This is a genomic window from Sphingobium sp. R-21, assembly GCF_049913335.1.
In the GTDB taxonomy this organism is placed as follows: Bacteria; Pseudomonadota; Alphaproteobacteria; order Sphingomonadales; family Sphingomonadaceae; genus Sphingobium.
In genome coordinates this window covers 3,053,302-3,078,074 of record NZ_CP184374.1, presented here as the reverse complement: position 1 = coordinate 3,078,074, position 24,773 = coordinate 3,053,302, and the positions used below count along the sequence as shown (strand labels likewise).

25 protein-coding genes and 1 tRNA gene are annotated in these 24,773 nt (G+C 64.9%); 11 read left to right on the top strand and 15 right to left on the bottom strand.

What is annotated here, in order from left to right:
- Positions 1 to 441: 441 nt before the first annotated feature.
- Both rpsT and mutM read right to left on the bottom strand, forming a co-directional pair.
- Positions 442 to 705, bottom strand: a complete 264-nt coding sequence (gene rpsT, locus ACN9MX_RS14845) for a 30S ribosomal protein S20 (RefSeq protein ID WP_007687699.1) — start codon at positions 703 to 705, stop codon at positions 442 to 444.
- A gap of 119 nt (positions 706 to 824) precedes the next feature.
- Complete coding sequence (gene mutM, locus ACN9MX_RS14840; protein WP_363830982.1) at positions 825 to 1,637, bottom strand: bifunctional DNA-formamidopyrimidine glycosylase/DNA-(apurinic or apyrimidinic site) lyase; 813 nt, start codon at positions 1,635 to 1,637, stop codon at positions 825 to 827.
- Between the two features lie 124 nt (positions 1,638 to 1,761).
- On the opposite strand from mutM, the gene ACN9MX_RS14835 reads away from it, so the two are divergent.
- Both ACN9MX_RS14835 and ubiB read left to right on the top strand, forming a co-directional pair.
- Complete coding sequence (locus tag ACN9MX_RS14835) at positions 1,762 to 2,493, top strand: class I SAM-dependent methyltransferase (protein WP_363830984.1); 732 nt, start codon at positions 1,762 to 1,764, stop codon at positions 2,491 to 2,493.
- A 49-nt stretch (positions 2,494 to 2,542) separates the two neighbouring features.
- Complete coding sequence (ubiB, locus tag ACN9MX_RS14830) at positions 2,543 to 4,084, top strand: 2-polyprenylphenol 6-hydroxylase (RefSeq protein WP_363830987.1); 1,542 nt, start codon at positions 2,543 to 2,545, stop codon at positions 4,082 to 4,084.
- 56 nt (positions 4,085 to 4,140) lie between these two features.
- On the opposite strand, the gene ACN9MX_RS14825 is transcribed toward ubiB, so the two are convergent.
- From ACN9MX_RS14825 to pabB, 6 genes are all read right to left on the bottom strand, one after another.
- Positions 4,141 to 5,256: a zinc-binding dehydrogenase gene (locus ACN9MX_RS14825; protein ID WP_426387204.1), complete on the bottom strand. Its 1,116-nt coding sequence runs from the start codon at positions 5,254 to 5,256 to the stop codon at positions 4,141 to 4,143.
- A gap of 11 nt (positions 5,257 to 5,267) precedes the next feature.
- Complete coding sequence (gene msrA / locus ACN9MX_RS14820) at positions 5,268 to 5,939, bottom strand: peptide-methionine (S)-S-oxide reductase MsrA (RefSeq protein WP_426387202.1); 672 nt, start codon at positions 5,937 to 5,939, stop codon at positions 5,268 to 5,270.
- A complete protein-coding gene (locus ACN9MX_RS14815) occupies positions 5,926 to 6,084 on the bottom strand; it encodes a hypothetical protein (protein ID WP_363739389.1) in 159 nt (52 codons plus the stop codon). The genes msrA and ACN9MX_RS14815 overlap by 14 nt, the downstream gene beginning before the upstream one ends.
- Before the next feature lie 280 nt (positions 6,085 to 6,364).
- The gene (locus ACN9MX_RS14810; protein WP_133653405.1) at positions 6,365 to 7,567 is read right to left on the bottom strand and encodes a pyridoxal phosphate-dependent aminotransferase; all 1,203 of its coding nucleotides are present in this window, start codon (positions 7,565 to 7,567) and stop codon (positions 6,365 to 6,367) included.
- 181 nt (positions 7,568 to 7,748) lie between these two features.
- Positions 7,749 to 8,372, bottom strand: coding sequence for an aminotransferase class IV (locus tag ACN9MX_RS14805; RefSeq protein WP_363830996.1), 624 nt, complete (start codon positions 8,370 to 8,372; stop codon positions 7,749 to 7,751).
- 47 nt (positions 8,373 to 8,419) lie between these two features.
- Positions 8,420 to 9,595, bottom strand: coding sequence for an aminodeoxychorismate synthase component I (pabB, locus tag ACN9MX_RS14800; protein WP_426387201.1), 1,176 nt, complete (start codon positions 9,593 to 9,595; stop codon positions 8,420 to 8,422).
- A 90-nt stretch (positions 9,596 to 9,685) separates the two neighbouring features.
- On the opposite strand from pabB, the gene ACN9MX_RS14795 reads away from it, so the two are divergent.
- Positions 9,686 to 10,069, top strand: a complete 384-nt coding sequence (locus tag ACN9MX_RS14795) for a DUF983 domain-containing protein (protein ID WP_133653408.1) — start codon at positions 9,686 to 9,688, stop codon at positions 10,067 to 10,069.
- 113 nt (positions 10,070 to 10,182) lie between these two features.
- Here ACN9MX_RS14795 and ACN9MX_RS14790 read toward each other — a convergent pair whose 3' ends face one another.
- Positions 10,183 to 10,620: an acyl-CoA thioesterase gene (locus tag ACN9MX_RS14790; RefSeq protein WP_133653409.1), complete on the bottom strand. Its 438-nt coding sequence runs from the start codon at positions 10,618 to 10,620 to the stop codon at positions 10,183 to 10,185.
- Between the two features lie 210 nt (positions 10,621 to 10,830).
- Here ACN9MX_RS14790 and ACN9MX_RS14785 point away from each other — a divergent pair, with 210 nt between their 5' ends.
- Complete coding sequence (locus ACN9MX_RS14785; RefSeq protein ID WP_426387200.1) at positions 10,831 to 12,072, top strand: cytochrome b/b6 domain-containing protein; 1,242 nt, start codon at positions 10,831 to 10,833, stop codon at positions 12,070 to 12,072.
- A 43-nt stretch (positions 12,073 to 12,115) separates the two neighbouring features.
- Entirely contained in the window at positions 12,116 to 13,225 is a 1,110-nt protein-coding gene (locus ACN9MX_RS14780; protein ID WP_363739557.1) for an AI-2E family transporter, read from the top strand.
- A 21-nt stretch (positions 13,226 to 13,246) separates the two neighbouring features.
- Here the strand turns inward: ACN9MX_RS14780 and ACN9MX_RS14775 are convergent, their stop codons facing one another.
- Positions 13,247 to 15,115, bottom strand: coding sequence for an ABC-F family ATP-binding cassette domain-containing protein (locus ACN9MX_RS14775; RefSeq protein WP_363753111.1), 1,869 nt, complete (start codon positions 15,113 to 15,115; stop codon positions 13,247 to 13,249).
- Positions 15,116 to 15,310: 195 nt separating this feature from the next.
- On the opposite strand from ACN9MX_RS14775, the gene ACN9MX_RS14770 reads away from it, so the two are divergent.
- A complete protein-coding gene (locus ACN9MX_RS14770) occupies positions 15,311 to 15,772 on the top strand; it encodes a glycine zipper 2TM domain-containing protein (protein WP_426387199.1) in 462 nt (153 codons plus the stop codon).
- 90 nt (positions 15,773 to 15,862) lie between these two features.
- On the opposite strand, the gene ACN9MX_RS14765 is transcribed toward ACN9MX_RS14770, so the two are convergent.
- Together ACN9MX_RS14765 and ACN9MX_RS14760 are read right to left on the bottom strand one after the other, a co-directional pair.
- Positions 15,863 to 18,130, bottom strand: a complete 2,268-nt coding sequence (locus ACN9MX_RS14765; RefSeq protein WP_426387198.1) for a glycoside hydrolase family 3 N-terminal domain-containing protein — start codon at positions 18,128 to 18,130, stop codon at positions 15,863 to 15,865.
- Positions 18,131 to 18,263: 133 nt separating this feature from the next.
- Positions 18,264 to 18,350 (bottom strand) — tRNA-Tyr (locus ACN9MX_RS14760).
- Between the two features lie 102 nt (positions 18,351 to 18,452).
- Between ACN9MX_RS14760 and rlmB the strand changes: the two genes are divergently transcribed.
- The gene (rlmB, locus tag ACN9MX_RS14755) at positions 18,453 to 19,193 is read left to right on the top strand and encodes a 23S rRNA (guanosine(2251)-2'-O)-methyltransferase RlmB (RefSeq protein WP_426387197.1); all 741 of its coding nucleotides are present in this window, start codon (positions 18,453 to 18,455) and stop codon (positions 19,191 to 19,193) included.
- Between the two features lie 37 nt (positions 19,194 to 19,230).
- The gene (locus ACN9MX_RS14750; protein ID WP_414714669.1) at positions 19,231 to 19,974 is read left to right on the top strand and encodes a hypothetical protein; all 744 of its coding nucleotides are present in this window, start codon (positions 19,231 to 19,233) and stop codon (positions 19,972 to 19,974) included.
- A 130-nt stretch (positions 19,975 to 20,104) separates the two neighbouring features.
- Here ACN9MX_RS14750 and ACN9MX_RS14745 read toward each other — a convergent pair whose 3' ends face one another.
- Positions 20,105 to 20,422, bottom strand: a complete 318-nt coding sequence (locus ACN9MX_RS14745; protein ID WP_133653416.1) for a 2Fe-2S iron-sulfur cluster-binding protein — start codon at positions 20,420 to 20,422, stop codon at positions 20,105 to 20,107.
- 77 nt (positions 20,423 to 20,499) lie between these two features.
- On the opposite strand from ACN9MX_RS14745, the gene ACN9MX_RS14740 reads away from it, so the two are divergent.
- The 3 genes from ACN9MX_RS14740 (at position 20,500) to ACN9MX_RS14730 (ending at position 22,001) form a co-directional block, all read left to right on the top strand.
- Positions 20,500 to 21,117: a DNA-3-methyladenine glycosylase family protein gene (locus ACN9MX_RS14740; RefSeq protein ID WP_363831012.1), complete on the top strand. Its 618-nt coding sequence runs from the start codon at positions 20,500 to 20,502 to the stop codon at positions 21,115 to 21,117.
- 146 nt (positions 21,118 to 21,263) lie between these two features.
- Complete coding sequence (locus tag ACN9MX_RS14735; protein ID WP_363739370.1) at positions 21,264 to 21,491, top strand: DUF2188 domain-containing protein; 228 nt, start codon at positions 21,264 to 21,266, stop codon at positions 21,489 to 21,491.
- A gap of 72 nt (positions 21,492 to 21,563) precedes the next feature.
- The gene (locus ACN9MX_RS14730; RefSeq protein ID WP_363739368.1) at positions 21,564 to 22,001 is read left to right on the top strand and encodes a response regulator; all 438 of its coding nucleotides are present in this window, start codon (positions 21,564 to 21,566) and stop codon (positions 21,999 to 22,001) included.
- Here ACN9MX_RS14730 and ACN9MX_RS14725 read toward each other — a convergent pair.
- Together ACN9MX_RS14725 and murA are read right to left on the bottom strand one after the other, a co-directional pair.
- Positions 21,946 to 23,469, bottom strand: a complete 1,524-nt coding sequence (locus tag ACN9MX_RS14725; protein WP_363831017.1) for a sensor histidine kinase — start codon at positions 23,467 to 23,469, stop codon at positions 21,946 to 21,948. The two genes, ACN9MX_RS14730 and ACN9MX_RS14725, sit on opposite strands and share 56 nt — an antisense overlap.
- Entirely contained in the window at positions 23,462 to 24,745 is a 1,284-nt protein-coding gene (gene murA, locus ACN9MX_RS14720; protein WP_363739365.1) for a UDP-N-acetylglucosamine 1-carboxyvinyltransferase, read from the bottom strand. The genes ACN9MX_RS14725 and murA overlap by 8 nt, the downstream gene beginning before the upstream one ends.
- Positions 24,746 to 24,773: the final 28 nt, after the last annotated feature.

Here is a 24,773-nt window from a genome sequence, read left to right as displayed (position 1 = left end):
AAACAGTCGACCCCCATCAACTGCGCCCCCATAGGCAGGAGCGATACGACACAGAAACCCGTTCCGGGAAAGCCCCGCTTTCCTGGATCTCATGCATCAACCAACCTTCTGATGACCGCCGGAATTCGATTCGAGTGGCGGCCGGAGATCCAAAATAGACAGGGCTGCTTCGCCTGATCAAGGCCGCTGCCCGTCAAAAATGTGAAATAAAGGCGTTGACTCGGCAAACCCGCGGAAAAAGCCAAGTTGAAAAATTATCGTTATATTTCAGTATATTGATAAAGGCCATATGACGCCGCTCGTCTCGAATCGACGGGGAATCGCCGGAAATCCTGGCTTCCTCCGAAATGACGCTTTCGTGAACGAAACATGAAAAGCCCGCCCCGCATCGAAATGCGGAGCGGGCCTGTTATGCTTGACGAGCTGTAAAGGGTGTCGGCTTCAGCCGAGCGCGCTGACGCGCTTCGTCAGGCGGCCGAACTTGCGGGCCGCGGTGTTCTTGTGCAGCACGCCACGCGCAACGCCGCGCGCGAGTTCCGGCTGGACCGACTGGAGCGCCGTGGTCGCGGCAGCCTTGTCGCCGGCGGCGAGGGCGGTTTCGACCTTCTTCACCAGGGTGCGAATCCGGCTGATGCGGGCGCCGTTGATCTCGGCGCGGCGGGCGTTGCGGCGGATGCGCTTCTTGGCTTGCGGCGTATTGGCCATTTATTGTCCTCGGTTCTCGTCAAATCTCGTGGAGGAGCCCGTCGGAATCGCCAACCAGCTCTCGTGAAGGTGCGCCCCTTACAGGGGAACGCGGGGTGCGTCAACCGCTCAGCGTCCCGCTATTTCTGGCATTTCGGGCAGAAAAAGGTCGATCTGCCCCCATCCACACGACGCCTGATGGGCGTGCCGCAGACGCAGGATTCCCCTTCCCGCCCATAGACCCGCCATTGCTTGGAAAAATAGCCCAGTTCCCCATCGGGCCGCGCATAGTCGCGCAGGGTGGAGCCCCCCGCAGCGATCGCGGCGGCCAGCACATCGCGAATCGCGTCGACCAGCAGGACGAGGCGCGCGCGGCTGATCCGGCCCGCTTCGCGCGTCGGGGCGATGCCCGCCATGTTGAGCGCCTCGCACACATAGATGTTGCCCAGGCCCGCGACGACGCGCTGGTCGAGCAGCGCAGCCTTGATCGACGTCGCCTTCCCCTTGAGCGCGCCAGCCAGCACATCTGCCGTGAATTGCGGTCCCAGCGGTTCCGGACCCATGCGGGTAAAGGGGTTGAAGCTTTCCCGGGCGTCGCTGCGAACCAGGTCGAGCGAGCCGAAGCGGCGCGGGTCGTTGAGCGAGAGCAACCGCCCGCCCCCGGTTTCGATCAGCAGATGATCATGCGCCCCGATCTCCGCCGGATCGATTCGCCAGCGGCCCGACATGCCGAGGTGGAAGATCAGCGTATCGCCGCGATCGGTGTCGATCAGCCCATATTTGGCGCGACGGGACAGGCCGGTGACGGTGGCGCCGGTCAACCGCTGACGCAGATCGACCGGGATCGGAAAGCGCAGGTCGGCGCGCCGCGCCTCCACCCGCGCGAGCAGCGCGCCTTGAAGGACCGAGCGCAGGCCCGCCACGGTGGTTTCGACTTCGGGAAGCTCGGGCATGGCCCTCTATGTAATGCGCCGGTCGGCCCGGCAACAGGCCAGTTGCCGCATGCGGCGCGCCATGGACATTTTACCCGATCTCAGATGTTTCCTCTCCCCGGAAAAATGCTCTAGAGCGTGCGCCATGAGTGAAACCGCTTCCTTTGGCTATCGCGATGTCGAAGCCGCCGAAAAACAGGGGATGGTCCGCGCCGTCTTCTCCAATGTGGCGTCCAAATATGACCTGATGAACGACGCCATGTCGGCGGGCGCGCATCGGCTGTGGAAGGATCAGTTCGTCAACCGGGTGAAGCCGCGCCGGGACGAGCGGATATTGGACATGGCCGGCGGCACCGGGGACATCGCCTTCCGCATGCATCGCCATGGCGCGCAGGTGACCATATCCGACATCAATCCGGAAATGCTGGCCGTGGGCATTGACCGGGCGAAGAAAAAGGAACTGGAGGGGCTGATCTGGTCCGAACAGAATGCCGAGGAGCTGACCTTCGCGGATCGGACGTTCGACGCCTATACCATCGCCTTCGGCATCCGCAACGTGACCCGTATCGACAGCGCACTGCGCGAGGCGCACCGGGTGCTGAAGTTCGGCGGGCGATTCTTCTGCCTGGAATTTTCCACCACGACATGGCCCGGTTTTTCCGATGTCTATGACGTTTATTCGCACCGTCTGGTGCCCCGGCTTGGCAAGCTGCTGGCCGACGATGAGGACAGCTATCGCTATCTGATCGAATCGATCCGCCGCTTCCCGCCCATGCCGGAATTCGAGCGGATGATCCGCGAGGCCGGCTTCGTTCAGACGAAGGTGGAGCCGATATTGGGCGGATTGGTGGCGATCCATAGCGGATGGAAAATCTGATGGGGCGCCTGTCCGGTCCTTCTCCCGCCGGGGAAGGGCGTAAATAGCGATGCCGTCCCACCTCACGCATATCTGGCGGCTGCTGAAATGGGGCCGCACCTTGGCGCGGCATGGCGCGCTGACGGGAATCGAGCGCGATCCGCTGACGCCGACGCCGGTGCGGCGGCTGGTGCGGGTGGCGCGGCTGGGCGCGCGCGTGCCCCGGCAACCACGCTATGCCGACGCGTTCCAGTCGATCGGCCCGGCGGCGATCAAGCTGGGACAGACGCTGGCGACGCGGCCCGACCTGGTGGGGGAGGATGCGGCGAACGACCTGCTGCGCCTTCAGGACGCCCTGCCCCCGGTACCGTTCAACACCATCCGGACGCAGATGGAGCAGAGCTTCGGGCGGCCCCTGGAAACGCTCTACAGCCGTTTCGACGAGGTGCCGGTCGGCGCCGCCTCCATCGCGCAGGTGCACCGCGCCGTGACGACGGACGGGCGCGATGTCGCGGTGAAGGTGATCCGTCCCGGCGTCATCGACCAGTTCAACCGCGACATCCAGACCTATGAATGGGCCGCCGCCCATGTCGAGATGCTGGGCGGCGAGATCGCGCGCCTGCGGCCCCGGCTCGTCATCGCGAACATGAAGCGCTGGACGGCGCGCGAACTGGACCTGCGGCGCGAGGCCGCGTCGGCGTCGGAACTGGGCGAAGCAATGGAGGCCATGCCCGGTTATCGCGTGCCCGCCATCGATTGGGACCGCACGACCGGCAAGGTCATGACGATGGAGTGGATCGACGGGGTCAAGATCTCCGACCGGGACGCGCTCGTCGCCGCCGGTCATGATGTGAAGGAGATTGCGGCGCGGCTGGTCAACGCCTTCCTGCGCCAGGCAATCGCTGAAGGTTTCTTCCATGCCGACATGCATCAGGGAAATCTGTTCGTCACCGCCAATGGCGACATCGTCGCGATCGACTTCGGCATCATGGGCCGGATCGACCGGCGGGCGCGGATGTGGCTGGCGGAGATTCTCTACGGCCTCATCACCGGCAATTACCGCCGCGTGGCGGAAATCCATTTCGAGGCGCAATATGTGCCCGGCCATCACAATGTCGAGGAGTTCGCCACGGCCCTCAGGGCTGTGGGCGAGCCGATGCGCGGCAAGCCGGTGCGGGAATTGTCGGTCGGCGGCATGCTGGACGGACTGTTCGCCATCACCCGCGATTTCGACATGCAGACCCAGCCGCACCTGCTGCTGCTCCAGAAGACGATGGTGATGGTGGAGGGCGTCGCGACCGCGCTCGACCCCGACATCAACCTGTGGGAAACAAGCGGTCCCTATGTGAAGGAATGGCTGCGGGCCGAACTGGGGCCGGAGGCGAAGGCTGCCGACGCGCTGATCGAGAATGTCCGGATCCTGCAGCGTCTGCCCGGACTGGTGAAGCGGATCGAGGAAGCCTTTCCGGAAAAGGGCGGCGCGCCGCCGCCGCCGCCGCTGACCGAGGTACGGCTGATCCGCGTGGGCAGCGGCTGGCGCTACATGCTGGTGGCGCTGCTGGCCGGCCTGGCCGGCGCAGGCGCCATGGCGGCAGTGACGACCTTTTTATAAGATCGCGCCTCCCGATCCGGGACCGAAGGAGGCAGCAAAACGCCCGCTTCCTCGGTTCAGCCGTTCGGGACGATCAGATATTTCTCCCCCGTCCGGCGGGCGTTGTAGCGCAGCACCGTGTCCCGGCTCAGCGCCTGGTCAAGCGAGATGCGGGCCTTGTACTGGCTGGCGAAGGTGGTCGTCAGTCCATCGCGCACCCGGCGGCGGAGACGTTCGGCCGATTCGCCACCGATCTTCTGCAGGAAGGGGAAGAGCAGCCAGCCGCCGACATTCCAGCCAAAGCCGAAGCTGCGCGTCAAAATGGTCGGTGACAGGTCCAGAGCGCCATAGATATAGGCCTGCTTCAGAATGTCGGAGCCATAGCGGCTATAGGGCGCCGCCTTGCTCGCCGCCTGTTCCATGGCATGGAGAATCCGGCTGACAAGATCGCCGCCGCCGATCGCGTCGAAGACAATGGTGGCGCCGGTGGCGGTGACGGCATCTTGAAGCCGTGCGTTGAAATCGTCCTTCGAACTGTCCAGCACATAGTCTGCGCCCAGGTCTCTCAATATCGCCACCTGCGCATCGTTGCGGACGATGTTGACCAGCGGGATGCCATCCTCCTGACAGATGCGCACCAGCATCTGGCCCAGATTGGAGGCAGCGGCGGTGTGGACGATCGCCTTGTGCCCTTCCCGCCTCATGGTTTCGACAAAGCCCAGCGCCGTCATCGGATTGACGAAGGCCGACGCACCCTGCTCAGCAGTGACGTCGTCGGGCAAGGCCATGCAGCCTGCGGCGCCCAGCAGGCGATATTCCGCATACATGCCGCCGCCGATCATTGCGACCCGCTTGCCCATCAGCGCCTGCGCTTCCGGCGCCTCGCCCGCGGCGATGACGGTGCCCGCGGCTTCATTGCCGATGGTCATGGGCTGGCCGACGCGTCCCGCCAGCGCGCGACGAGCCGGCTCCGGCATGCGGGCGACGATCCGTCCCTCGGCATAGTCGGCATTCTCGACATCGGCGGACGCGAGAAGCAGGCCCAGGTCGGAGGGATTGATCGGCGCGGCTTCCACCCGGACCAGCACTTCGTCTCCCTTGGGCGGCCGGAGCGTTTCTTCGATCAGTTCGACGATCAGACGGCCATCTTCATGCAGCGTCGAGATCAGCTTGCGGCCATGGACTTCGCGCATGGGTCTCCCTTTCAGGCAGAGGGGCGGTCGCTGTAGAATGTGGGAAACAGCGCCTTGAGCGCCGTCAGCTTGGGCATGTCCCATCGCTGGATATAGGGATGACGGGGGTTTTTGGTCAGGAAATCCTGATGATAGGCGTCCGCATCCTGAAAACCGGAAAAGCGTTCGATGCGGGTGACAATGGGATCGCCCCAGAGCCCGGACTGGCCAAGCTGAACCAGATAGGCCTTGGCCGCCTTCTCCTGCTCCGCATTGAGCGGGAAGAGCGCGCTGCGATATTGGGTGCCGTGGTCAAGCCCCTGATAGTTGAGCGTGGTCGGGTCCGCTATGACCGAGAAGAAAATGCGCAGCAACGTGCCGTAGCTGACCTGCCGGGGATCATAGGTGACGCGGACGGACTCGGCAAAGCCGGTATCACCCTGGCTCACCTGCTCATAATCGACCTTTCGGCCTCGCGGCCCGCCCGCGAAGCCGGACACGGCCAGATGAACCCCCTTCACATGGGAAAAGACGCCCTCCACGCCCCAATAGCAGCCACCCGCGAAGACAGCGGTTTCGAGCTTGCTGCCCGGAACGGCATCGACCGCCGGCACCGGCGCAAGGACCGGACGTTCGGCGTGCAGGGGGGAAGCGACGGCAATCGCCGCCAGAACAGCGAGGGCCAGGCCGTCAGCGCGCCGCATGATCGACGGACGAGGCGGACGCTGCCATGGCAGTGCCGGTCAATGGCGGCGCGCTGTTCGGCTGGAGCACGAAGACGCCGATCGCACCGATCGCGAACCCGCCCAGAAAGCGCAGGAACAGGTCGGATTTCAAGAAGGCCAACATGGCGTTCTTCCTTTCGGTCGTCTTGGCCGTCCCGTGGACGGCAATGAATGTCGCGCGGCTTAGCCCCCGATCAAAGCTGCGCCAGGCAGTTTCGACCAACGCGCCACAGGACGCGATGGGTAACGGGGGAAGCCAGTTTCGGTTCGCAACGGGATATAGACTCCCGCTCTCCATCTGCAAGACGGCACGAGGGAAATTTTCCGTTTCCGAAATGAGGCTGATGGGACGGAGAGAGGGCAAAAGGGCGCCCTCCCCCCTGTTCCCTGGAGCATGCGGTGCCTTATTTCAGGGCGGCGCAGGCTTCCTGGATACGCGTGCAGGCCTTTTGCAGCACCTCTTCCGACGTGGCATAGCTGATGCGGAAAGCCGGAGAGAGGCCGAAAGCGGCGCCATGGACGGCGGCGACCTTCGCTTCATCGAGGAAATAGCCGATCAACGTTTCGTCGCTGTCTATGACCTGCCCCTTGGGCGTGGTCTTGCCGATCACGCCGCTGGCATCGGGATAGACGTAGAAGGCGCCTTCGGGCGTCGGACAATCAAGACCCGGCGCATCGTTCAGCATGGCGACGACCATGTCGCGGCGCTTCTTGAAGGCGGCGTTGCGTTCCTCCAGAAAGTCCTGGTCGCCCGTCAGCGCGGCCACGGCCGCGGCCTGGCTGATCGAGCAGGGATTGCTCGTCGACTGCGACTGGAGCTTGCCCATCGCCTTGATGATCCATTCCGGACCGCCGGCAAAGCCGATGCGCCAGCCCGTCATGGAGAAGGCCTTGGAACAGCCGTTGACCGTCAGGGTACGGTCATAAAGTTCGGGGCACACCTGCGCTACGGTGGCGAAGGGCGTGGGCGCGTACCAGACATGTTCATACATGTCATCGGTCATCACCAGCACATGCGGATGGCGCAGCAGCACCTCGCCCAGCGCTTTCAGCTCTTCGGCCGAATAGGCCGCGCCCGACGGGTTGGACGGCGAGTTCAGCATGACCCATTTGGTCTTCGGCGTGATCGCGGCTTCCAGCTGCGCGGGCGTGATCTTGTACCCCTGGCGCGCCGGCGCCTCGATGAACACCGGCGTGCCGCCGGCGAAGTTCACGATGTCGGGATAGCTGACCCAGTAGGGCGCGGGAATGATGACCTCGTCGCCCACATCCACGGTCGCGACCAGCGCGTTGAACAGCGTATGCTTGCCGCCCGAATTGACGCTGATCTGGCTGCGCTTGTAGATGAGGCCATTGTCACGCTTGAACTTGAAGGCGACGGCTTCCTTGACGTCGGCGGTGCCATCGACGTCGGTGTAGCGGGTCAGGTTCTTGCGGATCGCCTCGATCCCGGCCTCCTTCACGAAATCCGGCGTGTCGAAGTCCGGTTCGCCGGCGGAAAGGCCAATCACGTCCACGCCTTCGGCTTTCAGGGCATTCACGCGCGCGCTCATCGCCAGGGTGGCGGAGGGCTGGATGCGACCGAGGGCTGCGGAAGTCTGGCTCATTGTGACAATCTTTCTGAAGAATCCCCAAGGCCCGCAATAATACGGACGGCAGGCTCCTTAGTGCGCAACGAAAGAAGGGGCAACCGCCAGTTGGCCTCCTCTGGCCCTAACGGCAGATTATGAGGTTGGACGGTGCCGGTTCGGATGATTGCAGCGCATCCATCCCGGCCGGGTCATCACGTCATCGCGCCAGGGAGGCCGCCACCATGCCGCGCGCCGCATTGCCGATGAAGAAGCCATTTTCAAGGTCGCGGGGACGCAGGTCGGCTTCCACCGCCTCGCCCATGTCGAGCAGGCTGCGGCGCAGCACGCCGGGAAGCAGGCCGCGGGACAGGGGCGGCGTCAGCAGCTTGTCGCCGCGCTCGACGAAAACGGAGGAGAAGCACCCCTCCGTCACGAAGCCCGCCTCATCCGTCATCACCACCTCATAGCTTCCCCCGCGCCGCAGGGCATCGCGGTAGATCGATCGGTCCGTCGTCTTGTGCGCCAGCCGCGCGTCGGCGGCGGGCGCATTGCGCGGGACCAGCGCCACCTGCATGATCGCCTGGGGCCAGGTGCGATGTTCGCGCACTTCGATGGCGATGGCGCCCCGGCGCGACACCAGCAGGCGAAGGCGGCTGCGCTCCCGCAGGCGGAAGGTGGCGGCCTGAAGCTCGTTACGCACATCATGACGATCGAAGGCGAAATCGAGCGCTTCCGCGCTGGTCTTCAACCGCTCCAGATGCAGTTCCAGCAATCTGATGCCCTCGACCGGATCGAAGGCCATGGTTTCGAGCAGGTCGAACCGTCCGTCAGCCAATGCCATGGAAAAACTGCAAACCCCTTATGCCGATCACTGATCGCGCCGATGAATCAGGCTGGTGCGAGGAAGCGCCCCTTGGCCAGGCATTCCGCCCATTCGGACACGACGTCCGAATCCGCGACAATGCCCGATCCCAGGCCCAGACGACCCTCCTTGCTGCCTTCTTCGACGCAAATGGTGCGGATGGCAACATTGAACGCGGCATCGCCCGCCGGATCGATCCAACCCATGGAGCCGGTATAGACGCCGCGCGGGACGGCCTCCACCGCATCGATGATCTCCATCGCCCGGACCTTGGGCGCGCCGGTGATCGATCCGCAAGGGAACAGGACGCGCAACACATCGACGGGCGTCAGGCCGGGCAGCAGACGGGCACGGACCGTGGACACCATCTGGTGGACGGTCGGATAGGTCTCCACCTTGAACAGGTCGGGCACGGTCACCGTGCCGGCGCTGGAAACGCGGGACAGATCATTGCGCAGCAGGTCGACGATCATCAGATTTTCGGCGCGCTGCTTGGCGTCCCGCTCCAGCCATTGGACGAGTTCGGCATCGCTGGCGAGGTCGGGATCGCGGGGGGCGGTGCCCTTCATCGGCCGCGCCGTCAACTGACCGCGGACATGGGTGAAGAAAAGCTCGGGGGAAAAGGAGAGGATGCTATGCTCCCCGGTGCTGAGCACGCCGCCATAGCCCGCCTGCTGGCGCGGACGGATGGCGGCATAGAGCGCCATGGGATCGCCCTTGAAATGCGCCGCGCAGGGAAAGGTCAGATTGACCTGATAGATGTCGCCGGCGCGGATATAGTCACAAACCTGGGCAAAGGCCGCGCGATAGGCCGCCTCGTCGATCAGCGGCCGGACATGGTCGACCCTGGCGCCCGCCGGGTCCGGCAACAGGCCCGGCATGGCGGCCGGGTCGATCAGGCGCACCCCTTCGAACAGGCCGAACCAGATCAGCGGCGTCTTCGGCTGGTCCTGCCGATGCCGCTCCGCCAGCGGACGGAGGCGCTCCTCCAGAGCCAGCCCGGCTTCATAGGCGATGAACCCGGCCGCGTGCAGCCCGGCCTCCGCCGCTTCGGCCAGCCGGTCGAGCGCCGGCTGCACCTCCGCCAATTGATGGGCGACGATCACCGACACCGGATCGCGATAGAGGCGCGCAGGGGCGGGAGCCCGCGGGCGGGCGTCGTCGAACAGGACAAAGGTTTCGGTCGGTCCCGGAAGGCGCATGGCGCTTCTTAACAGGCTTTGCGCGGGGCGGAAGCTTTAACCGGGCGCCGGCATGTTGCGTGGCGCGCGCTTTGGTCATAGGGGAATGCGATGCCCGAAGGACCACCCCATGACGATGCGGCACGGCCGCTGCGGCCGGCGCTGGCGCTGGCGCTGAGGGGACGTTGCCCCGCCTGCGGCGAAGGCCGGATGTTCGCGCGCTTTCTGAAGCCCAGCGGCGCCTGCCGCCATTGCGGGCAGGCATGGGACACCTCGCGGGCGGACGATTTCCCTGCCTATATCGTCATCTTGCTGCTGGGCCACCTGCTCGTGCCGCTGATGATAGAGGTGAACGCGGTTCTGGACATTCCACTGGGCGTGCAGGCTGCGCTATGGCCCGGCTTGGCGATCCTGCTTGCACTGGCGATGATCCAGCCGGCCAAGGCGGCGGTCATCACCTTCCAGTGGAGCCGCCGCATGGACGGTTTTCGCTAGAGCGATTTCCAAGCGATCGGAACCGATCGCTGGTTAAGAAATCGCGGAAAACAAGGAAACCGGAGCGGCGATCTGATTCAATCAGATCGAAACCCGCTCTAAGGGCAGGGCCTTCAATCCTGGCGGATGATGAAGTTGCGTTCCATGGCCTCGCGCAGGGTTTCATCGATGGTGCGACGTCCCTCCGACCCATGGGTGACGACGGTGGTGTCGGCGGTGGCGACGCACACCCCTTTTTGAAAACCGGCGGAACTGATCGTCCAGCTGGTGCGACCGATATGGCCGATCGCGCAGTGCACTTCGAACGGATAGGGGAAATGGGCTTCCTCGACGAAATTGAGGTTCACGTTCGCGACCAGCCAGCGCACCCCCTGTTCCTGCGGATGACGGCCCAGATGATGGTGGAACCTAATGCGGGCCGTTTCGAAAATGCCCGATATGGCCACATTGTTGATGTGACCCATGGTATCGATGTCCTGGAAGCGGGTATCGATGCTGGTGACGAAACGATAAGCTTCCGGGCGGAGCCGCCAGGATTCGGGTTTGGCCATGTCCTGCTTGTCCTATGTTTTTTTCTGGTCTTAGTCCCTGATGACGGGGATGCAATCGCCGGGTCGAAATTGATCGGACTGCGACCTTTATGACACAGGCGCAGGGGATCATCGGCTCATGACGGTAACGGATTGTTTCCGGTCACGGCGATGGACTTCGCCGCGGGCGCCGCATAGCTTCCGGCTGATTTGTCGCGCATGGGAGTCTTGATGCAACGCTATAGTCGGCTGGCCATTTTCCTGCATTGGGCAATCGCCGCCCTGCTGGCGTTCCAGATCGCCGTCGGATGGGCACTGGAAGATCTTGGCGCCCGCGGCTTTGCGCTGTTTCAATGGCACAAGTCGATCGGCATCTCGATCCTGCTGCTGACCTTCGCCCGCATCGCCATACGCTATTGGAAACCGCGTCCTGCCCCGGTCGAGGGGGGCTGGCAGGGCGCTCTGGCCAAGGCGGTGCATGCGGGCCTCTATCTGTTCATGCTGGGCGCGCCGCTGACCGGCTGGGCGCTGGTGTCGACCGCGAAGGTCAAGGTGCCGACCCTGATCTTCGGCATCGTCCCCCTGCCCCATTTGCCCCTGCCCATGAGCACGCATGAACTGGCGGAGGGCGGCCACGGGTTGATCGCCTGGCTCGGCATCGCGCTGTTCGCGCTGCATGTAGCGGGCGCGCTGCGGCATCATGTGCTGATGCGCGACGGGTTGCTCTGGCGGATGATGCCGGCGCGTTCGCCGCTGTTGCTCTTTGCCTTGCCCGCGCTGATCGCATTGGGGTTCGTCCTGGGACGCGCCATTCTGCCGGAGCCCGCTCCAAAGGCGGCGGCTGCCCCCGCCATGCCGGAGGCAGTGGGGGCAGTGGAGGAAGAGGCGCCCGCCAATGCAGCGCAGGTCGCCGACAACACCGCCAACGCCGCGGCACCGGCCGAAGCCGACAATGCTGCAGCGGTTGAAGAACCCGTTGGGCCGCCGCCGTCCTGGACGGTGCAGCCGGGCGGGACCATCGGCTTCTCCATCGGCAACAGCGGTGCGACGATCAGCGGCGGCTTTTCCAAATGGACGGCGAAGATCGTGATGGACCCGGATCATCCGGACGGCGCCGACATTCGCGTGGAAATCGACCTGGCGAGCGCCAGCGTCGGCGACAACTATCAGGACGGCATGCTGGCGGGGGACGAATTCTTCGGCGTGGCGGCGCATCCCAAGGCCATCTTCACCGCACGGGGCGCACAGAAGACCGGCGCCAACAGCTATCGCGCCTCTGGCACCCTGAACCTCAAGGGCGTGAGCAAGCCGCAGAGCATCCGCTTCACCCTCTCCGGCACCGGAAAGGCGCGGAAGGTTGCGGGATCGGCCACCATAGCCCGCGCCGCCTTCGACGTCGGCAATGGCGCCAGCAGCAGCGGTCTGGACCCCAAGGTGTCGGTCAGCTTCGCCTTCAGTGCGAAGGCGGAATGACCCGCGGATAGATTTGCATCGGGACTTCTGCCAAAGCAGCATGATGGACAGCAAAGAGCCGCCAGCCACGCGAATAGAGGATGGGGTCTTCCTCGGCTTCGTCCTCATTGTCTCGATCGCCTTCGCGCTGGTGATCGAACCCTTTTTCGCGGCCATATTGTGGGGCGTGATCGCCGCCATCCTGTTCGCGCCGGTCAACCAGGGCCTGATCGGCATGATGCCGCGGCACCGGAACAGCGCGGCGGCGCTGACGCTGCTTCTGATCATCGCGCTCGTGATCGTGCCCGCCATCATCCTGACCATGGCGCTGGTGCAGGAAGCGACCCTCTTCTACGCCAAGGTGCAAAGCGGAGAGATCAACTTCGCGCGGATGTTCGCGCAGTTCCAGGCCAGCCTGCCCCGTTGGGCCGCGGTCTTTCTCAACCGGCTGGGCATCACCAATTTCGCCGCCGCGCGCGAGATGCTGAGCGCCGGCATCTCGTCAAGCTTCCGCACGGTCGCCACGCAGGCGCTGCAGATCGGGCAAAGCGCTTTCAGCTTCCTGATGGCGCTGGGCGTGATGCTGTACCTCACCTTCTTCCTCCTGCGCGACGGACCACGACTGTCGGCAATGGTGGACAGGGCAGCGCCGATGCGGATCGCCTATCGCCGCGCGCTGATGGCGCAGTTCGTCCTCGTCACCCGCGCCACGATCAAGGGCAGCATCGTCGTCGCCATCGTACAGGGACTGATCGGCGGAATCATCTTCTGGGCGCTGGGCCTGCCGGGCGCGCTGCTGTGGGGCGTATTGATGGGTGCGTTCTCGCTGATTCCCGCGGTGGGAACCGGGCTGATCTGGGTGCCGGTCGCCATTTATCTCTTCGTGACCGGAGCGGTGGTGAAGGGATTGATCCTCGTCTTTTGCGGCATGTTCGTGATCGGCATGGTCGACAATATCCTGCGCCCGATCCTGGTCGGCCGGGATACGCGGATTCCCGATTATGTGGTGCTGATCACCACGCTAGGCGGGATCGACCTGTTCGGGTTCAACGGCATCGTCATCGGGCCGGTGATCGCGGCCCTGTTCATCGCGACGTGGAATATCGTGACGAAGATGCGGACCGGCGCCGACGGGCTGGAAGGACCACTGACGGAAGAAGCGCCGGGCGGCTGAAGCACGACCGGAACCGGGCGTCTACAATTCCTCCAGCGCCGCGCTGGCTTCCATCCAGACTTCTTCCGCGGCTTCCAGCTTCTTCTCGACCTCGGAACGCTTCACCATCAGTTGCGTCATGGTCATCTTCGCCTCGACGCCGGTGGCGGATTTGGGGTCGAACAGCGCCTTGTCGATGCGGCTGCGCTCGGCCGCCAGCGTCGCCATTTCCTTTTCCGCTTTGGCAACGGCGTTCTTCGCCGTCTTCTGCCTTTCGCGCCATTCTGCGGCGTTGCGCTTTTCCGCCTTGCGGTCCACCTTGGGCGCGTCTCCGCCGCTCCCATTCCCATCCGCCTTGCGCAGGATGATGTCGGTATAATCCTCCAGGCTGCCGTCGAACGGCTGGGCCGTGCCATTGTCGACCAGCACGAGGCGATCCGCCACCAACTCGATCATGTGGCGGTCGTGCGAGACGATCACCACCGCGCCCGAATAGTCGTTCAGCGCCTGCACCAGCGCCTCGCGACTGTCGACGTCGAGGTGGTTGGTTGGTTCATCGAGAATCAGCAGATGCGGCGCGTCGCGGGTGATGAGCGCCAGCGCCAGCCGCGCCCTCTCCCCGCCCGACATGGAGCCGACCTTCTGCGTCGCGCGCTCGCCGGAAAAGCCGAAGCGGCCGAGCTGCGCACGCACGGCGGCAGGCGTGGCCCCCTTCATCACCCGGCTCATATGTTCAAGCGGCGTGTCGGTGACGTCCAGTTCCTCCACCTGATATTGGGTGAAATAGCCGACCTGCATCTTGGCAGAGGCGTTCATCGCGCCTTCCATCGGCTTCAGTTGCGCGGCGATCAGCCGGGCGAGCGTGGTCTTGCCATTGCCGTTCCGTCCCAGCAGCGCCAGCCGGTCGTCGGGATCGATGCGCAGGTTGACCCGGCGCAGCACCGGCGTGTCGTCATAGCCCACCGCCGCCATGTCCATGGTGATGAGCGGCGGGCGCAGTTCGGGCGGGTTGGGGAAACCGAAATGCAGCGTCGGGTCTTCGATCGCGGCGGCGATGGGCTGCATCTTCGCCAGCGCCTTGGCGCGGGACTGCGCCTGTTTCGCGGTCGACGCGCGGGCGGAGTTGCGGGCGACATAGTCCTGCAATTTCTCGCGCTCGGCCTGCTGCTTGGCGCGGGCAGCCTCCTGCTGGGCCAGGCGTTCGGCGCGCTGGCGCTCGAATGCGTCGTAGCCGCCGGGATAGAGGGTGATCTTTCCCCCTTCCAGATGGAGGATATAGTCGACCACATTGTTGAGCAGGTCGCGCTCATGGCTGATCACGACCACGGTGCCGCGATAGCCTTTGAGGAAATTCTCCAGCCACAGTGTCGCTTCCAGGTCGAGATGGTTCGACGGCTCGTCGAGCAGGAGCAGTTCGGGGTTGGAGAAGAGCAGCGAGGCAAGCGCCACGCGCATCTTCCAGCCACCCGAATAGCTGTCGAGCGGACGCCCCTGCATCTCCTCGTCAAAGCCAAGGCCGACAAGGATGCGGGCGGCGCGCGCTGGCGCGGTATAGGCGTCGATGGCGTTCAGCCGCTCATAGATATGGCCCAGGCGGTCGGGATCTTCGGTATGTTCCGCCTCCGCCATCAGCGCGGCGCGCTCACTGTCGGCGGCCAGAACCGTGTCGAAAGGGGTGGCCGTGCCGGAGGGGGCCTCCTGCGCGATATAGCCAAGGCGCGTGTCGCGGGGCATCTCGCATGCCCCCCCGTCCGGGTCGAGCTGGCCGATCATCACCTTCATCAGCGTCGACTTGCCCGCGCCGTTGCGGCCGATCAACCCGACGCGGCTGCGCGGCGGCAGCGCGGCACTGGCGCGATCGAGGATGGTGCGTCCACCGAGGCGCACGGTGATGTCCCTGAGATTCAGCATGGCCGGCCCCCTAGCAGAGCCGATCGCGATTGTCAGCGGTCGGAAAACGGCCGGCCGAAAGGAGAAGGCGGCGAGGTGATGTTTCCGGCAATGTTTCTGAACGATTGTCGACAGCCCTATTCAGCATGGCGCAAGCCGCACGGGTGCAAAAGCGTCCTTGTCAGATCCCGCCACGGGAATTTTTGCGAGGTTGCCATGCTGAAGACCATGATCCTGTCACTATCGATGGCCGGTGCCGCCTTGGCCGGCATTGCCGCTTCATCGGCGATGGCGCAGAGCAATTATCATTATAGCGAGCGCTATGACGGCGACGACGGCAGCTATTATCGCAGCGAAACCTATCGGGAGGATGACGGCTATCGCGGCGGCTATGACCGCGACTATCGCGAATATGACCGTGCCCCCGTCCATTATCGCGACAGCTATTATCGCGAGGGTTATGACGGCGGCCCCCGCGTCTACCATGCCAGGCCGCGCTATGCCCGCTGCTCGTCGGGAACGACCGGCACGGTGATCGGCGGCGTGCTGGGCGGGCTTCTTGGCCGGGAGATCGGCCGCGGCGGGCGCTGGGACCGGCCGAGCACCACCGGGCTGATCCTGGGTGCGGGCGCCGGAGCGCTGGCCGGGCGCGCCATCGAACAGAATGATTGCCGCTAATCGACGTTTCTGAAACGCGCCCTGGGCGCATATGGACGACGACGTGAAATCCTCCCCACGGTATCCGTGGGGAGGATTTTCCTCTGCGCGCTATGCGGCATAGAGCGTGAACTGGGCGTGCAGGCCATTGATCGACGACTGCCCGACCCACAGGTCGAAAGCGCCCGGCTCCGCAATAATCCGGTTGCCCGCGCCGACAAATTGCAGGTCGTTGCGGGACAGGGAGAATCGAACCGTCCTGCTCTCGCCGGGGTCCAGCGTCACGCGCGCGATGCGTTTCAGTTCGCGGATTGGGCGGGTGCGGCTGGCGACGCGGTCGCGAATGTAGAGCTGCACCACCTCGCTGCCCTTACGCCCCCCCTTGTTGGTGAGGCGGGCGGTCACCTCAATCGCCCGGTCCCAGCGCAGCGCCATGTCCGAAAGCTTGAGGTCCTCCAGCACGAACTCGCTATAGCCAAGCCCGTGCCCGAAGGGATAGCGCGCGCTGTTGTCGGTCGTGGCATAGCGCGATCGATATTCGGTGCGATTGTCGATCACCGGGCGCCCGGTCGACTTGCGGTCGTAGAAAAAGGGTTCCTGCCCCGATTCCCAGGGAAAGCTGACCGGCAGCTTGGCGGAGGGATTCTCCTTGCCGAACAGGATGTCCGCTATGGCATGGCCGGACTCCGACCCCAGGAACCAGGTCGCAAGGATCGCCTGCGCATTGGCGACGCCGTCATGCAGCGCCAGCGCCCGGCCGTGGCGAAGGAGGACGATGACCGGCTTTCCCGTACCGGCCACCGCATCGGCCAGCGCCTGCTGCACGACCGGAATCTCGATGGCGGTGCGGGATTGCGCCTCGCCCGACATGTCCTGCGATTCCCCTATGGCGAGGATGACGACATCGGCGGCCCTGGCGGTCTCCACCGCCTTCGCCACCCCGCCGTCGATGGGCGTCAATATGCCACTGCCCGGGGCGATCAGCAATCGGCCGGGATCGGGCATGGCGGCGCGCAGGCCGGTGGCGATGTCGACGCCCTTTCCCTTGTCGCCGTAAAAGGCCCAGGGGCCGTAGACATTCTCCCTGTCCTCGCCGAAGGGACCGATGAGCGCGATGGTCTGCGCCTTGGCCGGATCGAGCGGCAGGACGCCGTTATTCTGCAGCAGCACGACCGAACGCGCGGCTGCTTCGCGCGCCAGGGCACGATGGCCGGGCGTGAAGATACGACTCCTTTCCGCTTCCTCGTTCAGGGAACGCCAGGGATTGTCGAACAGCCCAATGGCCGTCTTCACATAAAGGATGCGCCGGACCGCGACGTCCACCGTCTCCATCGGCACGGCGCCGCTTTTCACCAGATCGGGGATATGGCGGATATAAAGGCCGCTCTGCATAGACATGTCCACCCCGGCCAGGATGGCGAGGCGGGTGGCATCGCGCTCATCCTCGGCATAGCCATGGGCGATCAGTTCCTCATCCGCCGTATAGTCGGAAAAGACGAAGCCGCGAAACTTCATCTCCCCGCGCAGCATGTCGGTCAGCAGGTCACGGTCGGCCGTCGCCGGCACGCCGTTGATCTCGCTGAACGCCGCCATGGTGGTGAGCGCCCCCGCCGCGAAGGCCGCGCCAAAGGGCGGAAGATGGGTTTCGCGCAGCGTCTCGTCACTGATGTCGACGCTGCCATATTCCAGGCCCCCGGCGACCGCGCCATAGGCGGCGAAATGCTTGGGGCAGGCAAGCAGGCTGTCGTCGCGGCGCAGGTCCCGCCCCTGGAAGCCGCGCACGCGGGCGGCGGCGAACAGCCCGCCCAGATAGACATCCTCCCCGGCGCCCTCGACCACACGCCCCCAGCGCTGGTCGCGGGCGACGTCGACCATGGGCGCAAAGGTCAGGTGCAGACCGGCCGCCGTGGCCTCGACCGCCATCGCGCGCGCCGTGCGCTCCGCCAGCGAAGGATCAAAACTGGCCGTTTCGGCGAGCGTCACCGGGAAGATCGTCTTGAGCCCATGGATCACGTCGCCCGCGAACAGCAGGGGAATGCCAAGGCGGCTCTGCCTGACCGCGATCTCCTGCGCGCGGCGCGCGCCCGCCACGCCTATGCCGTTGAACAGGCATCCCACACGCCCCTTGCGGATCTCCTCGGCAAGCTGCCTTTCATTCTGGATGCCGGTCTGCGGATTGGGCGGGTTATAGGGACGGAAACTGTCGGCCAGACAGGTCATCTGTCCCGCCTTCTCCTCGATGGTCATGCGCGCGATCAGATCGTCCACGCGCTCGACCTCCGTCGCGGCAAGCGCGCGACGGGGCAGCGGAAGCGTCAGGAAGCCGGCAAGGGCGGCGGTCAGGACGGCCCGGCGGGCTACGGGAGGGATCGGGGTCATCAAGGGGGAGCGTAACTGATTCCGGATGAACCGCACCTATCCCGTCAACGCATGAAAGAAAGCAACCGGCGGAGGGATGGACCGAGCCTCAGGGCCGATCAGTTCAGCCGGGGACGCAGGGATGGCGGGGCGATGGTGGACAGGGCTGGATTCGAACCAGCGTACGGGAAACCCGGGCAGATTTACAGTCTGCTGCCTTTAACCACTCGGCCACCTGTCCAGTCGCCTAACCATATTCGGAGAAGCCCCGATCGGCTGGAGGGCGCTCCAATGGCGAAAGGAGACTTGCCTGTCAATGGTCCAATGTGAAAAGAGCGCTTCCATGAAAAGAGGAAATCGCACCGGAAAGGCCAAAGGGACCTTTCCCCGCTTCTATGGACGGCATGCCGTCATCGCCGCGCTCGCCAATCCGGACAGGGTGGTGCGCAAGATCTGGGGCACGCGGGAGGCGCTGAACGCGCTCGACCTGCCGCCGGTCCTGCCCATCGTCTATGCCGACGGGGCGGATCTGGGCCGCATGGTGCCGTCCGACGCGCCGCATCAGGGGATCGTGGCGGAGGTAGAGCCGCTGGACGATGTCTGGCTGGGCGACGCGCTGGAGGCCGGGCGGGACGATCATCGTCCCGTGCTGGTGCTGGACCAGTTGACCGACCCGCACAATGTCGGCGCGATCCTGCGCTCCGCCGCCGCGTTCGACGCGCTCTGCATCGTCACGCAGGACCGCCATGCTCCGCCCGAATCGGGCGTGCTGGCGCGCTCGGCATCCGGCGCGCTGGAAATCGTGCCCTGGGTGCGGGTCGTGAACCTTGCCCGTGCCCTCGATGAAATCGCGGAAGCAGGCTTTTGGCGCATCGGGCTGGACGGCACGGCGGAACAGACGCTGGGCGAGGCGATCGGCACGTCCCGCGTCGCGCTGGTGCTGGGGGCCGAGGGCGAAGGGCTGCGCCACAACAGCATGGCGCATTGCGACATTTTGGCTAAGCTGCCGATCAGCCCGCGCATGGAGAGCCTGAACGTCTCCAATGCCGCGGCAATCGCCCTTTATGCCGCTGCCAGCCGGTAGCGGCCCGGGGCCACGGACGACAGGGGTTTCGATCGTGATGATTTTTCTGCGCTCGGCCGTTGTGCTGGCGGCCAGTCTGCTGCTCTCGGCCTGCCTGGTGACGCCGGGCAAGTTCGACTCCACGCTGGATATCCGGGCGGACCGGAGCTTCAGCTTCACCTACAAGGGCGAGATCCTGGCATCGGACATGGGCAAGGGCCTGGGTTCGATGCCCGGCAATGACGATCCGATCGACGGCGCACCGCCGAAGGACCAGCAGAGCAGCCTGCATACGGCGCTCCAGTCCAAGACGCAGGGCAAGACGGAAGAGCGCTTCGACGTCAAGGACGACAAGAATGACGAGCAGCAGATGCAGGCGATCGCCGCAGCGCTGCTGAAGGAAAAGGGATTCCGGTCGGCCCGCTACATGGGCAATCACCGGTTCGAGATCGACTATGCGATCAGCGGCCGGCTGACCCACGCCTTCCTGTTCCCCTTCAACAGCGATGCGCAGATCGTGCTGCCCTTCGTCGTCGTGGAGTTGCGCGGGGAAGACCGGGCGCGGGTGAAAGCGCCGGGCTATTCCAATGGCTATGACAAGAGCCAGGGTCCGATGGGCGGGGGCAATGACGATGCCGCCAAGGCGCTGGACGGCACCTTCACCCTCACCACCAATGCAGAGATCGTCAGCCAGAACCAGGAAGACGGCGCGCAGGACACGCCGCAAGGGAAACGAATCGTCTGGAAGGTGACGCCCCTGACCAGCGAAGCACCGGCGGCCACCCTGAAGTTCAGGCCGTAAAGCCATGCTGCGTCAGATTCAACGCAGCACAGGTCTCATCGGCTGACGCGGATCATCGCGCGCTCGCGCCAATCCCGGCCCTTCCGCATGCGGGACGGGAATGTTCGGGATTGGTCACCAGCGACCGGATTCAATCTTCCGGCGCAATCGTCACGCGCAGACCGTCGAGCGAATCGTTGAACTGCAACTGGCAGGACAGGCGGCTCGTCTCGTTGCGATGATCGGAGCTGTCGAGCAGGTCGTTCTCGTCCTCGCTGATCGCAGGCAGGCTGTCGGTGAAGGCAGGGTCGACGAAGACATGGCACGTCGCGCAGGAACAGCAGCCACCGCAGAGGGCCAACAGTTCGTCAAATCCGTTGTCGCGGATGATCTCCATCACGGAAAGGCCGCTGTCCGCCTCCACCGTCTGTTCTTCGCCCGCGCGGTTGACCACGATCAGTTTCGCCATGTACCCAAGTCCCTCTAATTTTTTCCCGCCGCTCATGTCGGACGAGCAGCAGGAAATCAAGGGCCAGGCGACAAATCATGGTGAATACGGCAGAAGCGTTGCGGAACAGCCTGGATATCATAGCTGCGATGGAACCCGGTTTCGCCGCGGCCATCGGCCGGGTCGGTTATCCGCCGCCCCGCGTCCGCGAGCCAGGTTATGAAACCTTGCTGCGCACCATCGTCGGCCAGCAGGTGAGCGTTGCCGCGGCCGGGGCGGTCTGGCGGCGGCTGGAAGCCGAACTGGGCACAGGCTGCGCGCCGGACACCCTTCTCGCCCGTGATTTCGATACGTTGCGCGCCTGCGGCCTGTCGCGGCAGAAGCAGGGCTATGCCCGAAGCCTGGCGGAACTGGTGGTCAGCGGCGAAATCGACCTGCACAATCTGCCCCAGGATGATGAGGAAGCGATCGCGCAACTGGTGCAGGTCAAGGGGATCGGGCGGTGGTCGGCCGAAATCTACCTGCTGTTCGCCGAAGGGCGGCCGGATGTCTGGCCGGCGGGCGACCTCGCGGTGCAGATCGAGATCGGACGGATATTGGGCCTCGCTCAGCGGCCCAGCGAGAAGCTGACCCGCGACGTCGCCGAACGCTGGCGCCCCCATCGCGGCGCGGCCGCCATCATGGCATGGCACCATTATAATACGGAGGTTTTGTAGACCATGTCGAGATGGAGCACAGTTCAGGCCGAACCTGGAGGCCAGCCCCCTGTCCTGCTGCGGACGGGCCGCCGTGCGGGCCTTGGCCTGGAGCTTTGCCCGCCGGTATGCGTCGACCCTCAGACCTCGAATTTGGGAATAATGTGATGCCCCTGCCCCATGCCCGCTACATCGTCCTCGAACATGAGGGCGTCTGGAAGATCAATCTCGACAATCGCTATTATGGCCCTTTCGCGACGCAGGAAGCGGCGGTGGAAAATGCGACCGCCACCGCGCAAAAGGCTGGCGGCGCGGGTTATCCCGCCTCGGTCCTGCTGATGCGCGGCACCGCCTTCGAGACGCTCTGGACCAGCGTGGAGGCAGACAAGGCCTGAAAAATTTTGCGCTCCCACGGGAACCTGTGACGGATCTGCGCATTTAACGCCTCCGGTTGCGTGGACTGTGGGATGAGCAAAAAGGTTCTGATCGTAGAAGACGAAATATTCGTCGCCCTGGAAATCGAGCACATCGTGGAGGATGCGGGCTTTACCGTCGGCGCCATCGCGGCCGATCGTCAGGCTGCATTGGACGCTGCCCGCCATTGCGACATCGCGCTGGTCGATCTCAACCTGCGCGACGGCCCCACGGGACCGGGCATCGGCGTAGAACTGGCCAGCCAATTTGGCATCCGGGTCATCTATGTGACGGCCAATCCGGCGCAGATCGGGACCGCCTCGGCCGCTGCGCTCGGCGTCATTACCAAGCCTTTCCGCGCCCACAGCATCGCCGAAACGCTGCACCTCGCCGCCGCCGAAAGTCCTGAGCTGGAAGCCGCCGAAATCGCCGGCTTCACCCCTTTCCTGCCGCCGCCCGGCTCATTGACCGGGCTGGAATCCAGAGGCTGAGGCTCAAACCTTCCGGCCGCCATTGCCGGGTCATGCGCCCGCCCAGTTGCCGTTCCACGCTCAACTGCATCAGCCGGCTGCCAAAACCCTCGCTGGTGGCCGGTGCGGGCGGCGGTCCGCCCTCCTCGCGCCAATCGATGCGGATATGGTCGTCCTCACCCTTCACCTCGATCATCACCTGTCCGCCGGGTGCGGAAAGCGCGCCATATTTCGCGGCGTTGGTCGCCAGTTCGTGGAACAGCAACGCCAGCGGCGTAGCGGAACGGTCGTCGATTTCAGGATCGTCGCCGATACAGCGGATGCGCGGTCCCAGAGCATCGCGATAAGGCGTGAAGATCTGCTCCAATATGCCCCACAGCCGGCCGTCACCCTGATCCGGCTGGGAATTCGGGCCATGGGGCCGGACGAAATCATGGGCGCGGCCCAATGCCATGATGCGATCGCGCAGGTCGTCCGCCGCGGCGCGGATTTCCGGATGCTGGCGCGCCGACAGGCCGATCAGCCCGGAAATCACCGAAAAAATATTCTTGATCCGGTGCGAGAGCTCATGGGCAATGATCTCCCGTTCTTCCACCATCGCGATCTGGTCGTTGATGTCGGTACAGGTTCCGATCCAGCGAACGATCGCCCCATCCTCATCCCGGATCGGCAGCGCGCGCCCCAGCGTCCATCGATAATCGCCGCTATGATGGCGCAACCGATATTCGATCTCATAGGGTTCGCCGGTCTCCAGCGAACGGCGCCAGCGGCCCCAGGCGCGTTCCTGATCGTCAGGATGGAACATGCCGTTCCATCCCTCGCCATCGGTCGAACCCGTCGGCACGCCGGTAAACTCGTACCATCGTGCATTGTAATAGTCGTGATAACCGTCCGGCAGCGTCGACCAGACCATCTGCGGCATGGTGTCGGCAAGCGTGCGGAACATCCGGTCGCTTTCCGCCACCGCCTGCGCATCCCGTTGCTGCCGGGCGATCACGTCGCGGTCGCGGCGGCGCCCCTCCAGCTCGACCATGACCTGCCGGGCCAGGAGAGACAGTCCCTGACGCTGAAGGACGGTCAGGTCGTCCCGCGGCTTGTCATCGATGACGCAAAGCGCGCCCAGCGACGCATCCTCGCTGTCGATCAGCGGCGCACCGGCATAGAAACGGATGAACGGCGGCCCCGTGACCAGGGCATTGTCACGAAAACCGGGATTCTGCGTGGCATCGGGGACGACGAATATCCCCTCACCCTGCATGGCATGGGCGCAGAAGGACACGTCGCGGGGCGTTTCCTCCGCGTCCAGCCCGGTGCGGGCAAGGAAACGCTGGCGATCATCCTCGACGATGCTCACAAGCGCGATGGGCGCATCACACAGCGCGGCGGCGAATGCGGTAATCTGGTCGAGCGTGGCGAAGCCCCCGGTATCGAGATCGTAGCGCGCCAGCAGCGCCGCGCGATCGGTCTCGAGCCCGCGCCCGTCAACCATCGCTGACGCGTTCGATGTCCGCGCCAACGGCAGAGAGCTTTTCCTCCAGCCGCTCATAGCCACGGTCCAGGTGATAGACGCGGTGGACCTGGGTTTCCCCTTCGGCGGCAAGGCCGGCAAGGATCAGGCTCATCGAGGCGCGCAGGTCCGTCGCCATGACCGGCGCGCCGACCAGCCGGTCGACCCCGCGCACGACCGCGGTGCGGCCGTTGACGCCGATGTCGGCCCCCATGCGCGCCAGTTCGGGAACATGCATGTAGCGGTTCTCGAAGATCGTCTCGGTCAGCACCGATGCGCCGTCCGCGCGCGTCAGCATCGCCATGAACTGCGCCTGCATGTCGGTCGGAAATGCGGGGAAGGGCGCGGTCGAAATGGTCAGCGGGCGCAGCCGACCGTCAGCCGACACCCTGATCCCATCCTTCAGCTCCTCGACATGGACACCCGCCTCGCGCAGCGCGGCCAATATGGCGTGCATGTCATCGGCGCATGCCCCGGCCAGTTCCAGCGAGCCGCCGGTGATCGCCGCGGCGCAGGCATAGCTCCCCGCCTCGATCCGGTCGGGCATGACGCTGTATGTCGCGCCGTGCAGCCGTTCGCGGCCGTGGATGATAAGCTTGTCGGTCCCCACGCCCTCTATGTCGGCGCCCATGGCGTTCAGCAGGTTGCAGAGATCAACGATCTCCGGTTCTCGCGCCGCATTTTCCAGGATGCAGCTACCCTTGGCCAGCACGGCAGCCATCAGCGCATTCTCCGTCGCGCCGACCGACACGACCGGGAAGGTGTAGATGCCCCCCGGCAGGCCGCCGTCGGGCAGACTCGCGCGCACATAGCCGGCGTTGATCTCGATGATCGCGCCGAACGCCTCCAGCGCCTTCAGGTGCAGGTCGATCGGGCGGTTGCCGATGGCGCAGCCGCCGGGCAAGGACACCCGCGCCTCGCCCGCGCGCGCGAGCAGCGGGCCGAGCACCAGGATCGATGCACGCATCTTGCGCACGATGTCATAGGGCGCTTCGGTCGAGGTCACGCGGCCGGCCCGCAGCGTCATGACGCGGCCGAAATCCTCGGGACGGGCGCCCTCGATCATCGTCGACACGCCAAGCTGGTTCAACAGATGGCCGAAGCTGTCGACATCCGCCAGCCGCGGCAGGTTGCGCAGCGTCACCGGCTCGTCGGTCAGCAGCGCACAGGGCAGCAGCGTGAGCGCGGCGTTCTTCGCGCCGGAAATGGGAAGGCGGCCGTTCAGCGCTTTGCCGCCGCGGATGTGAATGCGGTCCATCGGCTGGGTTCTTAACGTTAATTACGGT